The sequence below is a fragment of the Magnetospirillum sulfuroxidans genome (genome assembly GCF_018224925.1).
GTDB classification, from domain to species: Bacteria; Pseudomonadota; Alphaproteobacteria; order Rhodospirillales; family Magnetospirillaceae; genus Magnetospirillum; species Magnetospirillum sulfuroxidans.
Window position 1 is genome coordinate 1 of sequence record NZ_JAGTUF010000001.1, and the last position, 12,726, is coordinate 12,726.

Below are 12,726 nucleotides of genomic sequence, written 5' to 3' on the forward strand. Positions count from 1 at the left end.
TTGGTCCGAGCGTCTGGACGCGGCCACCATCAAGATGCTGGCGGTCTACGTCCACTCGTTGGGCGGCGGTCAGTAAGTAAAATCGTGTCCCCCGGCGCCGGCCTGCCGGTTCCGGGGGCGCTTTACCCAAGGTGCGCCATGCTTGCTTTGTCGGATACCTGCCGCGCGGCGATAATGGGGCATGGCGGATTGTGCGCCTGCCTGTCGCCATCGGCCTTGGGTCATTTGCGGGCCATTGCCGGTGATGTTCGGATTGAGGCGGGGCAAACCTTGTTTCAGACCGGACACGCGGCCGATGCCCTGTTCGGCGTTCGCCACGGTGCGGTGATGTTGAGCCGCAGCCTTGATGGCCATCGCCGCCAGATCCTGTCCTTTCATTTTTCCGGCGACATGCTGGGCTTTGCCGCCGAGGGGCGGCACCATTGTACCGCTACGGCGCTGGGCCGGGCCAGTCTGTGCCGGATTCCGCTGGCTGAGCTGGACCAGGATCTCGCCTTGCAGCGCCATGTGCACGGCATCTTGGCCCGCAATGTGGGGCAAGCCCTGGACATGCAGGTTCGCCTGGGCCGGATGAACGCAGCCGAGCGGGTGCGGTCGCTGCTGAATGAATTGTGTTCCCGCCTGGGCGGTGGACGCGAATTGCATCTGCCCATGCGCATCGCCGAAATGGCCGATTATCTGGGCCTGCGTCCGGAAACCGTCAGCCGCGAAATGTCCGCCCTGCGGCAGGCCGGATTGGTGGGATCGTTCTCGCCCGACGGTGTCTTGGCGATCACCGATCCCACCGGGCTTTAGCCGCTTACTGCGAAAATTCGTTTTCGTGCAGCCACGAGGCGTGGGTGACCACCTTCTTGTCCTTGGACCATTCTTCCAGCATCACCGGGGCCAGTTGCTTAAGCTCCGCCATCTGTGTCGGGGTGCCGATGACGCAGGTCAGTTCCAGCCGGTGGCCGTTGGGGTCGAAGAAATAGATCGACTTGATGATGCCATGATCGGTGGGGCCGATGACTTCCAGGCCGTGCGCCTCGATCTCGGCCTTGGCTTGGATCAACGCATCGACGCTTTCCAACTGGAAAGCGATGTGCTGGACCCAGCGCGGCGTGTTGGGATCAAAGCCCATGGGCGGCGAGTTGGGGATTTCGAAAAAGGCCAAGATGTTGCCGTTCCCGGCATCAAGGAACAGATGCATGTACGGATCGGGTTCCTTGGTCGATGGCACCTTGTCCTCGGAAATCGCCACCAGGAAATCCATCTTGAGGACGCGTTGGTAAAATTCCACCGTTTCCTTGGCATCGTTGCAGCGATAGGCGACGTGGTGAATCTGCTGAAGCTTCATGGACGAAACACTCCCTGCGGCCATTAAGGCCTGCGTTGACTGCCGCCAGATTAGTTTCATTTGTAACTAGCGTCAAGAAAAGACGCATGCGGCTGCCGAATTGATCGCTTCAGCGGCAGGTCAGCTTGCGCAAAATAACGTCAAGGGCGTGCATCTCATCGGGGCTGAGCGTGGCCAGAATTTCGGCCTCGCGCGCCTGTACCAGCGGCAAGATCCGATCGTAGACGGCCATGCCCTTGTCCGTCAGGGTCAAGCTGACGAAGCGGCGGTCCTGGGCATCTTCCTGACGCGATACCAGTCCGGCTTCGATCATGCGGGCGATGGCGCGGGTGACCCGGACTTTGTCCATGGTGGTGCGTTGACAGATGGCGTTGGCCGAGAGCGGCTGAAAGCCGGCCAACACCGCCATGGCGCGCCATTCCGGCGGCGTCAGGCCGAAACGGTCGGAATAAAGCGTGGCCAGCGACCGGCTGACCTGTTCGTTCAGGACCGACAGGCGATAGGGGAAGAATTTCTCCAGGTTGAAAATGGTGCGCACTCCGGCTGTTTGCCCAATCATAGCCGGGCACGGGCGATCCGGTGAGACGGAATATTATCCCGGTGCCGCTTCCAGCCCGACCAGCCCGACTTTCAGATAACCGGCATTGCGCAACAGATCCATCACCGCCATCAACCGACCATAGGCGACGGTCTTGTCCGCGCGAAGGAAGATGCGGGTTTCCTTATCGCCGTTGGCGATGCTGTCGATGGCGTCGCCCAGTCCATCCTCGGCGGTCGGGCTTTCGCCCACCGCCAAGCTTTGATCGGCGCGGATGGTGACAAAGACCGGCTTGTCCGGCTTGGTCAGCGGCTGTGCGGTCGAATCGGGCAGATCGACGGGGACATCCACCGTGGCCAGCGGCGCCGCCACCATGAAGATGATCAACAGCACCAAGATGACGTCGATGAACGGGGTGACGTTGATCTCGTGGTGTTCGCTCAGGTCATCGCCCCATTGGGACAGCCGGGCGCTCATTCGGCGGCTCGGCGCATGGGCTTGGCCAAGCGATCAAGGTCGCGGCCGACCAGGCGGTTGATTTCCGCCGCCGCCAACCCGGCTTGGGCGCGCAAGCCGGTGATGGCGCGGGCGAAGGCGTTATAGATCACCACCGCCGGAATGGCGGCGATCAGCCCCATGCCGGTGGCCAGCAAGGCTTCGGCGATACCGGGGGCGACCACCGCCAGATTGGTGGTCTGGCTGTGGGCGATGCCGATGAAGCTGTTCATGATGCCCCAGACGGTGCCGAACAGGCCGATGAACGGGGCGGTGGCGCCGATGGTGGCTAAAATGCCGGTGCCGATGGTAAGAGAGCGCGCCAGTCGCGCCAATTCGTCGTCAAGACGCGAGGCGGTGCGTTCCTTGATGCCCGCGGCCGGCATGTCCGCCGACAAACGCAATTCGGCCGCCGCCGCTTCGCTGAGGTCGGTCACCGGCCCGTGGTCTGGGGTCAGGGCGCGCTTGGCGTCGTACAGGCTGGTGGCGCCGGCCAGAATGGCTTGACCGGCGCCAATGCGGCGGCGAACGGCGCGCAATTCCCACGATTTGGCCACCAATACCGTCCAGGTGGCGACCGAGGCCAGGGCAAGGCCGACCATCACCAATTGCACCACCAGATCGGCGTGCAGGAACATGATCCAGGGGGAAAGTTGATGTGTCATGATTCGGTCTCCCCAAAGCGGGCCGGGGCTTAGGCCAGCCGGATGGCGTGGTTGTCCCAATTGCGTTCATTGACATAGGCGCCGGGCAAAGCTTGGGCGCCGCCGGCCGCCGACCAGTCCCAGACGCCCCGCCGACCGCTGGTCATGATCAGGTCGTCGCCGCCAAGACCGGCGGCGACGCCACAACCATCGGCCACCGACACCGCTTTCAGGAAGCGGCCGGAAGCGGTTTCCCATACCGTCACCAGCGAACCTTGCGGACACGATGCGGCAAAGGTGCGGCCATCGGCGGCCATGGCGACGCTGCCGCAATAATTGCGCACCGTCTTGGTCATCGGGGCGGGCAGTTCCAGCAGACGGATTTCTTGGCCGAAACGGTGCAAGGCGACGATGGGCGGCGTCTGGTCATCGCTTTGATGCTGCATGCCGATGGCGACGTCACCATTGGCGTTGACGGCGAAATGGCGCATGGATAACAGCCGTAATTCGGCCGGCAAGCGCCATTGCCCCAACAGGCTGCCATCGCGGCTATCCATATAGACCAGCGACGAATCCATGCGCTCCAGGTTCAGCCGAGCCCGACCGCTTTCGGGGTGGGTGATGATGCCGCCATTGGCCACCACCAAGGTGTGACCATCGGCCAGCAGGCGGATATCGTGGGGTTCGATGCCATAGGACGACATTTCGCCCACGCGGCGCCAATTGTCTTCGACCGCCCAGATACCGATGATGCCGACGGCTTCGGCGTAATCGTTTTCGGCGGAAAAGAAACGCTGGCCATCGGCGGAAAACACCCCGTGACCGTGGAAATGGCGGCCTTCGGGGGCCTCGAGCCAGTGCGTGGCTTCCCCCTGGGCCAAGTCGATGATCGCGGCGAAAGTGCCGGGGCGGCGGGCCACGGCGACGCAGGTTTGCCCATCGGGGGCGATGGCGATGCCGTGGCCGCGTCCGGGCAGCGGCAGCTCGAACACCTGATCGCCGTTGCGGTCGAAGGCGCCAAGGCCGTATTGGCGGCCGGCGGCGGCATTGGCGGCCAGCCATAGCGGCTCCTTGCCGGGGTGCGCCCGGACCGCCTTTCCGGCCACCAGGCTGAAGGCGGCGGTGGCGGCCAGGAACGAGCGGCGGTTAATCTCCATCAAGCGCATTGAAGCCCACCTGTAGATCGAGAGCGTTGGCGATATCGGTTTCCAAAATCAGGGCGGCGGCCTTGATCTTGGCCTTGACGCCGGCAAGCTGTTTCCACCCTTCGGGATCGGTCATCGCCACCTCCATCGGTGCGGGCAGCTTGCGCAGGGTGGCTTGCGCCTCGGTCAGCGCCGCCAGGAAACGGTCGGCGGCGGCACTTTTGCCATTGGCCGCCAGGATCGGGGCGAAGCTGGCGGCGAAGACGGCGCGCATGGATTCCAAGTTGATGTCGATGTTGCGGGCCGAGCGTTTGGAACGCCAGTTTTCGGAACGGCCGGGCCGGGCTTCGGCGGCGGCGGCGCCCAAAGGATGCGCCAACTTGACCTCTGTGATGGCCGAAAGCTGGCCGTGCAAGGCGTTGAACATCTGCGAGGCTGCCTGCCGATGGTCGGCATAGGGATTGGCCCCGGTGCCGGCATTTTTCAGCAATGCGGTGAAACCGTCGGGCTTGGCCCATTCATGCACCAATTCGCCGCCGATACGGTTCAGGTTATGGGCGATGCCCGAGATCAGCCGGCAACGCAAGGCGGTTTCGTCACCGCCGGCCAGAACCTTGTCGGCTTGACCGTCACCGAACAACAGCATTTCCAGCGCCGGCAGGCCTTGGATGGCGACGCTGGCGAAGACGACGCGGTTGGGGTCCACCGCGTCGGCCTTGCGGTCCTTGAGCAGCGCCAGCATCTGCCGATCACCGGCATTTTTCTTGTCCGGCCAAAATTGCACCCGCTGGCCGCGATGAAAGGCTTCGACCGGGCCATAGCCGATCCACTGCACCTGTTGCCAACTGTCGGTGGTCGCGTGAAAGGCGGTGCGCGCCGCTTCCAGCCCGCCAGCATCAGGGGCGGCGCAGAAGCTTTCGACGCTTTGTTTCAATGCATCGGTTTGGCTTTGGAAGTCCTGATACGAAGCGATGATCGGGCCATCGGCGGCCAAAGTCAGTAAACCGGCATAATCCAGTGCCGCTTGGGCGGGGGATGCCGCCAGCAAGCCAAGGCCAAGAAGAGACCAAAAGCGCATGGGGATCATCCTTACAGCGAGTTGACGAAGCGGAGCAGGGCGGCGCGGTCGGCCTTGGGCAGGGCGACGACCTTGTCGCGGGCCGTCTGGGCCTCGCCGCCATGCCACAAAATGGCCTCCAACACGCTGCGGGCGCGGCCGTCATGCAGCAATTGGGTATGGCCGTTGACCACATGGGTCAGACCGATGCCCCACAGCGGCGGCGTTTTCCATTCCGATCCACTGGCCATGCCCTCGGGGCGGCCATCGGCGAGACCGTCGCCCATGTCGTGCAGCAACAAATCAGTGTAGGGCCAGATCACCTGCTCGGATTGTTCGGGCAGATCGGCGCGCTGGGCGGTTTTATAGGTCGGGGTATGACAACTGGCGCAGCCACTTTCATGGAACACCTGTTTCCCGTGCAGCACTTCGGCATTGCCGGCGTCGCGGCGCTTGGGCACCGCCAGATTGCGCGAATAGAAACTGACCAGGTCCAGCACATTGGCGGGCACTTCAAAGCCGCCATATTGCGCATCGCCGCCATGAGGGGCATCCAGGCAGGCCTGTTGCGCCGAGGTGCAATCACCTGAATTGGCCGGGAACAGCGGGTTGGACAACCCGATATCGCCATTGAAGGCGTCGGCGCTTTGCTGTTTGACGGTGGGGTTGCCCCCCTTCCAGCCAAAGCGGCCCAGCATCAGTTTGCCGTCTTCTTGGCTCCAGATCATCTTGGCGCGGCCGGAAATCCCGTCACCGTCCTTGTCGTCGGGATCGGCTTGAGCCAGCAAGGTTTCCTCGGCGATGGCTTCCAGCAGCCCCAGACCGATCATCGGCGGAGCGACACGCGGCGACAGCAAGGCGTCGGGGTGCAAGGGGCCATAGCCCAGATCGCTGATGCTGTAGGTGGGTTTGCGCAACGACACCTTTTCCCCGCCGCCCAGGGTCATCGGCACTTGGTCATAGCGGATATTCATGCGGCCTTCGGCGGCGTGGCCGGCAATGGCGAAATTCTGCAATTGGCCGCCATAGGTGGGCTCGGGGACGATATTGGCGCGGCCTTGGGCGATGGCGGCCTTTTGCTCATCGGTCTGCGCTGGGATGGACAGGCGCAGGAACATGGAGACGCCTTCCTCGCCGCTTTCCGGCGGGTGGCCGCGTCCATCCTTGATGTGGCAGTTCTGGCAGGCGCGGGCGTTGAACAGCGGCCCCAAGCCGTCGGCGGCCTTGGTCGAGGATGGCGCCGTCACCCACAGGCGGCGGAAAAAGCCGTTCCCGACCTTGAAATCCATTTCCTTGGCGAAACTCATATTGGCGGAGAAATGGGAAAATGCGTCGCGGTTGAACGCCTTGGTGTGAGTGGCGGCCCCGCCGGGCATTTCTTCGCCGGGTTCCAATGTTTCACCGGCGGCCATGGCGGTTCCGGCCATGGATAGGCCGGCCAGCAGCGAAACGATCATCACCCGCATTTCTTCACCCCTTGCTAAAATAAGAAGAACGGGGCCGCCCAGGCGACCCCGTTTAATGGTGTGTGCTTACTTGCCGATGCTGGACGGGTTGTCCAAGCTGGCCGAACCTTCAAACTTGACCTCGCCCAGGGCCAGCACCGCCACTGCCTTTTCCAGCGAACGGGTTTGCGCCACCAAGGAATCGATGGCGGTCTGCACCTTGGTGTTGCCGGCGGCATTTTCAGCGCCGATCATCTGGTCGTAGGCCTCGCCGCCTTCCGCCGTTTGCACCAAAACGCCCATGGCGGCCATGGTGGCATCCAGCTTGGTCTTCATTTCGGCATCCAGGCCGACATCCTTGGCGGCAATCAGATCGGAAAGGCTGGGACCTTTGACGTCACTGCCGTCGATGCGGGTATAGCGGCCAAGATAGACGTTCTGAATGCCCTTGGCATCGTAGAAATGTGAATTGTGAGTGTTGTCCGAGAAGCAATCGTGCTCTTCCTCGGGGTCGTGCAGCATCAGGCCCAGCTTCATGCGCTCGCCCGCCAGTTCGCCATAGGACAGGCTGCCCAGACCGGTGACGATGGTGGCGATGCCGGCATCAGGCTTGCCCTTAAGCAGCTTGGCGCGGATCTTGCCTTTGGCTCCCCAGCCATCGACCATGGTCTTGAGGTCGTCGATCAGCAGGTCGGTGGCGGTGACCAGATAGGCTGCGCGACGATCGCAATTGCCGCCGGTGCAATTCTTGGTGTCGAAATCGCTGGCCGGACGGTTGCCGGCGCCCGGACCGGTGCCGTTGACATCTTGGCCCCACAGCATGAATTCGATGGCGTGATAGCCGGTGGTGACATTGGCTTCGACGCCCCCGGCCTCGTGCAGGCCGGCCAGCAGCTTCTTGCTGATCTTGCTGGCATTGACCGGCTTGCCGCCGATCTTGATCTTGCTGTGGGCAATGATATTGGCGGTATAAAGCGGGTTTTCGCCCGATTCGGTGCCATAGGTGTCGGCATTGACGTAATCGATCAGGCCTTCATCCAGAGGCCAGGCATTGACCTTGCCTTCCCATTCATCGACGGCGGCATTTCCGAAGCGGAACGCCTCGCTTTGCTGATAGGGGATTCGAGCGGCAACCCAGGCGGTCTTGGCGGCCTTCAGGGTTTCAGTGCCGGGAGCTGCGACCAAGGCGTCAACCGCCACCTTGAGATTCTTCGCCGCGATCAGCGAATCTTCGTAATTGGCATGGGCAATATCGGCATAGGTGGCCAGCACCGCCTTTTTGTCGATGCCGGCGGCGGCGGCTTGCCCGGCGCCCAGCATCAACGCCGCCGAGGCAGCAACCAGAATATAACGCTTCATGTGAGAGACCCCGCTTTCCACAAGAAAAGGAGGGGCATGATTGCGCAAGTGCGAATTGATTTCAATGCTGTTGATAATCAGTATCAAAAATATCCCGCATTTGCGTCTTTATGGTTTCATATTAACCGCAGGGATGAGTATCTTCGGGCGAAAGTGCCAGCGCCGCACGGCCCCTTGGGCCTGGCCAAATCCCCCCGAGTTCCGATCGCCGGGACGCGCGATCAGTCGTCAAGACCGCCGCGCCGGCCGATGGGCAGGTCGCGATGGATATAGGCGCTCATCACCAATCCCCAGCCGAACAGCAACGACAGCATGGCGGTGCCGCCATAGGAAATCAGCGGCAGCGGCACGCCGACCACCGGCACCAGCCCCATGACCATGGCGGTGTTGATGAAGAAGTAGAGGAAGAAGGTGGTGGTGATGCCCAGGGCGACCAAGCGGCCGAATTGCGAACGGCAGCGCAGCGCGATGGCGTAGCCGAAGGCGGTCAGCAGCACGTAAAGGCCCAACAGGAACAAGCCGCCGAACAATCCCCATTCCTCGCCATACATGGTGAAGATGAAGTCGGTTTGCTTTTCCGGTAAGAAATTAAGACCCGACTGGGTGCCGTTCATGAAGCCCTTGCCGAACAAGCCGCCCGAGCCCAGGGCGATTTTGGACTGCGTGATGTGATAGCCGGCCCCCAGCGGATCCTGGTCGGGATTCATGAAAATGATGACGCGCTTTTTCTGGTAATCGTGCAGGAATTGCCATGCCACCGGGATGGCCCCCAAGCCGGCCGCCAGCAGCAATCCGAATTTCCACAGCCGCACCCCGGCCATGAAAAAGATCGCCCCCGAACTCATCAGCACCATCATGGCGGTGCCCAGATCAGGTTGTTTCATCACCAGGGCCACCGGCAGCAAGACCAGCAGCAGCGGCGGAATAAGGAAGGTGGGGCGGCCGACATCTTGCACCGAGGCGCCATGAAAATAGCGCGACAAGGTCAATATCATGGCGATCTTCATGATTTCAGACGGTTGGATCTGAATGAAGCCAAGGTCGATCCAGCGTTGCGCCCCCATGCCGATGGTGCCCTTCAGCTCGACGGCCACCAGCAAGATGATGGAAATGGCGTAAAGCCCATAGGCATGACGCATCCAAAAGCGCAGATCGACGATGGCGACGGCGATCATGATGCCGATGCCCATGGCGAAACGGATCATCTGCTTGACCGCCCACGGCTCAAGCGAGCCCTTGGCGGCGGAATACAGCGTCAGGAAACCGACAGAAGATATGGCGGTCAGGATGGCGATCAGCGACCAGTTGATCTGCCAGATCTTTTCCCGCCAGCCCATTTCGGTGCGATTTAACCGGCTGGACAGCCGGGGGGTGGGGCGCAGCATCACCCTTGTCCTTTCCGGTCCATCTCGGCGACACGGGCGCGTTCGCGCTTTTGCACTTCTAGCATGATATCGCGGGCGATGGGGGCGGCGACGGCAGAGCCGCCGCCGCCATGTTCGACCACCACGGCGATGGAAAAACGCGGCGCGTCTTCGGGGGCATAGGCGACGAAGAGCGCGTGGTCGCGTTCCTTCCACGGCAATTCGTCGTTCTTTTTCACCCCGGTTTCGCGTTCGCGCATGGTGATGCGGCGAACCTGGGCGGTGCCGGTTTTCCCCGACAGCCACATGCCTTCTTGATCGATGCGAGCCCGATAAGCGGTGCCGCCGGGTTCGTTCGATACCGCGTTCATGCCCTTGCGCACCAAGGTCAAGCTGCGTTGGGACACGCCGCAAGACGGCCAATTGGGGGCGGGACGGGGAACCGCATCTTTGTCGGTGATCAGATCACGGGCCACATGTGGCACCACTTGGCGGCCGCCATTGGCGATGCGTGCCGTCATCACCGCCAATTGCAGCGGCGTCGCCAGACAATAGCCTTGGCCGATGCCGTTGATCAGGGTTTCGCCGGGATGCCAAGGTTGCCCCAACGCTTTTCTTTTCCAGGCGCGATTGGGCATCAGGCCCGACCGTTCATTGGGCAGGTCGATCCCGGTCGGGACGCCCAGCCCCATGCGGTTGGCGACTTCCGCCACCTTGTCGAAGCCGACGCGGCGGGCGACTTCATAGAAATAGACGTCGCACGAGCCTTTCATCGCGTTGATGAGATCAACCGAACCGTGGCCGCCTTTTTTCCAGCAGTGGAATTTGATATTGCCCAATTCGGTATGGCCTCGGCACAGCACCGTCTGTTCCGGGCTGATGGCGCCGGCTTCAAGGGCGGCGATGGCCACCACCATTTTGAACGTCGAACCTGGGGCGAAGGTGCCGGAAATGGCTTTGTTTTGCAGCGGCGCCCGTGGATTGGTGGATAATTCCTTCCATTCCTCGTGGGTCAGCCCGCGATTGAAGGCGTTAGGGTCAAAGGACGGGGTCGAGGCCATGACGATGACTTCGCCGGTATGGATGTCCATGACCACCACCGCCGCCGATTCGTCGCCCAGGCGTTGCGCCGCGTATTCCTGCAAACGCAGATCCAGGGTCAGGGCCAGATCGACGCCGGGTTCGCCTTCGCGTCGTTCCAACTCGCGCATGACGCGGCCGACGGCGTTGACTTCTTCTTGGCTGGTGCCGCCCCGACCGCGCAGCGCCATATCGTAAATCTTTTCCACCCCGGCCTTGCCGATGCGGAAACCGGGCAATTCTTCAAGCGGGTCATTGTTGGTCTGGTCGTTTTCCGAGACGGCGGAAACGTAGCCCAAGATATGCGCGCCCAGGCTTTCCAGTGGGTAAAAGCGGCTTTGGCCGACATCGATCAGCACGCCGGGCAAATCGGGGGCATTGACCTCGATACGGGCGACTTCTTCCCAAGACAGGTTTTCGCGCACAGTGATCGGCACGAAGGAACGCCGCCGCCGCGCTTCCTTGGTGATGCGGGCGCGGTCATGTTCGCCCAGGCTGATGATCTGCGACAACGCGTCCAAGGTGTAGTCCAAGGACGGCGCTTGTTCCGACACCACCAATACCCGGTAATTATGCTGGTTGACGGCCATGGCGATACCGCCCCGATCCAAGATCAGACCACGCGGCGGCGCCAGCAGACGCATGGAGACGCGGTTTTCCTCGGACAGCATGGCATAGCGATCGGCTTCGACCACTTGCAGATAATACATGCGGGCGATCAGGGCGCTGATCAAGGTGCCCTTGCCGCCAGCCAGCAGCAAGGCCCGGCGGCTGAACAATTTACTGCGGTCGTTGTCGTGGTACATCTACCGCTAGACCTCTTTCAAAAAGGCCATCTGGGTGCGCGCCAGAATCCAGGTCAGCAACGGGAACAACCCCATGGTCAGCAAGTATTCGAAAATCACCGGGCTGGCATCAAGGGCGCGCCCATACAACATGACCACCAACAGCCAGGTCGCGCCGGCGGCGCCAGCGGCCAACAGGCCAAAGGCCCACCAAGCCACCAGGAACGATTTGCCGAGGAAAAAACGGCGCTGGCCGGCGGCGACGCCTTGAACCACCAACAGCACCAGGGCGTTTACCCCCAAGGGGGTGCCGCCGATGATATCGTAAAGCAGCCCGATGGCGAAGGCGACCCAGGCGGGCAGCAAATCGGGCCGATAGATCGACCAGTAATAAACCCCCATCAGCGGCAACATGGGGACGATACCGGAAAGGGCGGGCAGGTGGGTGGGGATGGCGGTCAACAGCAACAACGCGAAGGTGACGCCGACCGGAACCATATGGCGCACCCAGGTGTCCATGCGCACCCAGAGCGAGGCTCTCAATTGTCGGCTCCGCGACGCCGGCGTTCCGGCATGGCCGGCTTTTCAAAAGGCAGGATGCCGCCCAGGCCGAAATCGACGATGGCGACGAATTCCAGTTCGTGGCGGTGAATGAAGGGCTCGACCCGGATGACGCCGTCAGACACCGAGGCAACGACGCCAATGGGCAGGCCAGGGGGAAAGGCGGCGCCGGACGCGGCGGTGACGACGCGGTCGCCGACGGAAATGGATGGGCTGCCGGCGACATAATTCAGCTTGGGCCGTGACTTGTTGTCGCCGCTGAGAATGGCCCGTGTGCGTGAGCTTTCCACCACCACCGGGATTTTTGCGCTGATGTCGGTCAGCAACAGCAACCGCGACGACCGATCCCCCACTTCGGCGATATAGCCGATCAGGGCTTCGCCCGACAGCACCGCTTGGCCCTTGCGCACGCCGTCGCGGCTGCCGGAATTCAACAGCATGGAATGGCCAAAGGCAGAGCCCAGGTCACCGATGACGCGGGCGGTGATGAAAGCCGAATCAGGGTCTCCGACCACGTTCAGCTGTTCGTGCAGTACGGAATTTTCGGTATCCAGCCGCCGGGCCACGGTCTGCCAATGTTGCAGGCGCAGGTTTTCTTGTTTCAGCCGGGCATTTTCAGCTCGCAACGAGGCCAGCTCGCGGATGCTTTCGGAAAATTCGGCGATGGTGGTCGCCGGGCGGGACAGGGCGTCAAGGATGGGGGCGACGGCGTCGGCGACGGCGGTGCGGGTCCGCTCGATCAAAATGATATCCGCCTTGCCCAGGATCATCAGGGCGACGGCGGCGACGACCAAAGAGACGAAAGCAAAACGCTGGGCCATCAGCCGCAACGTTGCCAGGCGCCCGACCGCACCGGACTGCTTCACGAGATACCCCTCCGTCGCCTGAAACCGGGCCGCCGGATGAGCCGGCGGCCA

At 62.3% G+C, this 12,726-nt stretch carries 13 protein-coding genes; 1 reads left to right on the forward strand and 12 read right to left on the reverse strand.

The annotated features are described in order from the left end of the window. The first annotated feature begins 138 nt into the window (after window positions 1–138). The gene (locus KEC16_RS00005; RefSeq protein ID WP_211545611.1) at window positions 139–795 is read left to right on the forward strand and encodes a Crp/Fnr family transcriptional regulator; all 657 of its coding nucleotides are present in this window, start codon (window positions 139–141) and stop codon (window positions 793–795) included. Between the two features lie 4 nt (window positions 796–799). On the opposite strand, the gene KEC16_RS00010 is transcribed toward KEC16_RS00005, so the two are convergent. From KEC16_RS00010 to mreC, 12 genes are all read right to left on the reverse strand, one after another. Beyond that, window positions 800–1,336 (reverse strand): VOC family protein, encoded by a 537-nt coding sequence (locus KEC16_RS00010; protein WP_249208596.1) that lies wholly within the window; start codon window positions 1,334–1,336, stop codon window positions 800–802. A 109-nt stretch (window positions 1,337–1,445) separates the two neighbouring features. After that, complete coding sequence (locus KEC16_RS00015; protein ID WP_211545613.1) at window positions 1,446–1,874, reverse strand: MarR family winged helix-turn-helix transcriptional regulator; 429 nt, start codon at window positions 1,872–1,874, stop codon at window positions 1,446–1,448. A 54-nt stretch (window positions 1,875–1,928) separates the two neighbouring features. Beyond that, window positions 1,929–2,351, reverse strand: coding sequence for a TonB system transport protein ExbD (gene exbD, locus KEC16_RS00020; RefSeq protein ID WP_211545614.1), 423 nt, complete (start codon window positions 2,349–2,351; stop codon window positions 1,929–1,931). Further along, on the reverse strand, window positions 2,348–3,034 hold the full coding sequence (gene exbB / locus KEC16_RS00025) for a tonB-system energizer ExbB (protein ID WP_211545615.1): 687 nt from the start codon (window positions 3,032–3,034) through the stop codon (window positions 2,348–2,350). The genes exbD and exbB overlap by 4 nt, the downstream gene beginning before the upstream one ends. Window positions 3,035–3,063: 29 nt before the next feature. After that, window positions 3,064–4,179, reverse strand: a complete 1,116-nt coding sequence (locus tag KEC16_RS00030; RefSeq protein WP_211545616.1) for a DUF1513 domain-containing protein — start codon at window positions 4,177–4,179, stop codon at window positions 3,064–3,066. Further along, on the reverse strand, window positions 4,160–5,236 hold the full coding sequence (locus KEC16_RS00035; RefSeq protein WP_211545617.1) for an imelysin family protein: 1,077 nt from the start codon (window positions 5,234–5,236) through the stop codon (window positions 4,160–4,162). Before KEC16_RS00035 ends, KEC16_RS00030 begins: the two co-directional genes overlap by 20 nt. Window positions 5,237–5,247: 11 nt before the next feature. Then, entirely contained in the window at window positions 5,248–6,681 is a 1,434-nt protein-coding gene (locus KEC16_RS00040; RefSeq protein ID WP_211545618.1) for a di-heme oxidoreductase family protein, read from the reverse strand. A gap of 66 nt (window positions 6,682–6,747) precedes the next feature. Next, a complete protein-coding gene (locus tag KEC16_RS00045; RefSeq protein ID WP_211545619.1) occupies window positions 6,748–8,019 on the reverse strand; it encodes an imelysin family protein in 1,272 nt (423 codons plus the stop codon). 221 nt (window positions 8,020–8,240) lie between these two features. Then, window positions 8,241–9,404, reverse strand: coding sequence for a rod shape-determining protein RodA (rodA, locus tag KEC16_RS00050; RefSeq protein ID WP_211545620.1), 1,164 nt, complete (start codon window positions 9,402–9,404; stop codon window positions 8,241–8,243). Then, the gene (mrdA, locus tag KEC16_RS00055) at window positions 9,404–11,269 is read right to left on the reverse strand and encodes a penicillin-binding protein 2 (protein ID WP_211545621.1); all 1,866 of its coding nucleotides are present in this window, start codon (window positions 11,267–11,269) and stop codon (window positions 9,404–9,406) included. Before mrdA ends, rodA begins: the two co-directional genes overlap by 1 nt. A 6-nt stretch (window positions 11,270–11,275) precedes the next feature. Continuing rightward, entirely contained in the window at window positions 11,276–11,791 is a 516-nt protein-coding gene (gene mreD, locus KEC16_RS00060; protein ID WP_211545622.1) for a rod shape-determining protein MreD, read from the reverse strand. After that, window positions 11,788–12,675, reverse strand: coding sequence for a rod shape-determining protein MreC (mreC, locus tag KEC16_RS00065; RefSeq protein WP_211545623.1), 888 nt, complete (start codon window positions 12,673–12,675; stop codon window positions 11,788–11,790). The genes mreD and mreC overlap by 4 nt, the downstream gene beginning before the upstream one ends. Window positions 12,676–12,726: the final 51 nt, after the last annotated feature.

What these genes read in the sequence shown, in the direction of transcription:
- KEC16_RS00005 (WP_211545611.1), top strand. Translation starts at nt 139, where the DNA reads ATGCTTGCTTTGTCGGATACCTGCCGCGCGGCGATAATGGGGCATGGC.
- KEC16_RS00010 (WP_249208596.1), bottom strand. Translation starts at nt 1,336, where the DNA reads ATGAAGCTTCAGCAGATTCACCACGTCGCCTATCGCTGCAACGATGCC.
- exbD (WP_211545614.1), bottom strand. Translation starts at nt 2,351, where the DNA reads ATGAGCGCCCGGCTGTCCCAATGGGGCGATGACCTGAGCGAACACCAC.
- exbB (WP_211545615.1), bottom strand. Translation starts at nt 3,034, where the DNA reads ATGACACATCAACTTTCCCCCTGGATCATGTTCCTGCACGCCGATCTG.
- KEC16_RS00030 (WP_211545616.1), bottom strand. Translation starts at nt 4,179, where the DNA reads ATGCGCTTGATGGAGATTAACCGCCGCTCGTTCCTGGCCGCCACCGCC.
- KEC16_RS00035 (WP_211545617.1), bottom strand. Translation starts at nt 5,236, where the DNA reads ATGCGCTTTTGGTCTCTTCTTGGCCTTGGCTTGCTGGCGGCATCCCCC.
- KEC16_RS00040 (WP_211545618.1), bottom strand. Translation starts at nt 6,681, where the DNA reads ATGCGGGTGATGATCGTTTCGCTGCTGGCCGGCCTATCCATGGCCGGA.
- KEC16_RS00045 (WP_211545619.1), bottom strand. Translation starts at nt 8,019, where the DNA reads ATGAAGCGTTATATTCTGGTTGCTGCCTCGGCGGCGTTGATGCTGGGC.
- rodA (WP_211545620.1), bottom strand. Translation starts at nt 9,404, where the DNA reads ATGCTGCGCCCCACCCCCCGGCTGTCCAGCCGGTTAAATCGCACCGAA.
- mrdA (WP_211545621.1), bottom strand. Translation starts at nt 11,269, where the DNA reads ATGTACCACGACAACGACCGCAGTAAATTGTTCAGCCGCCGGGCCTTG.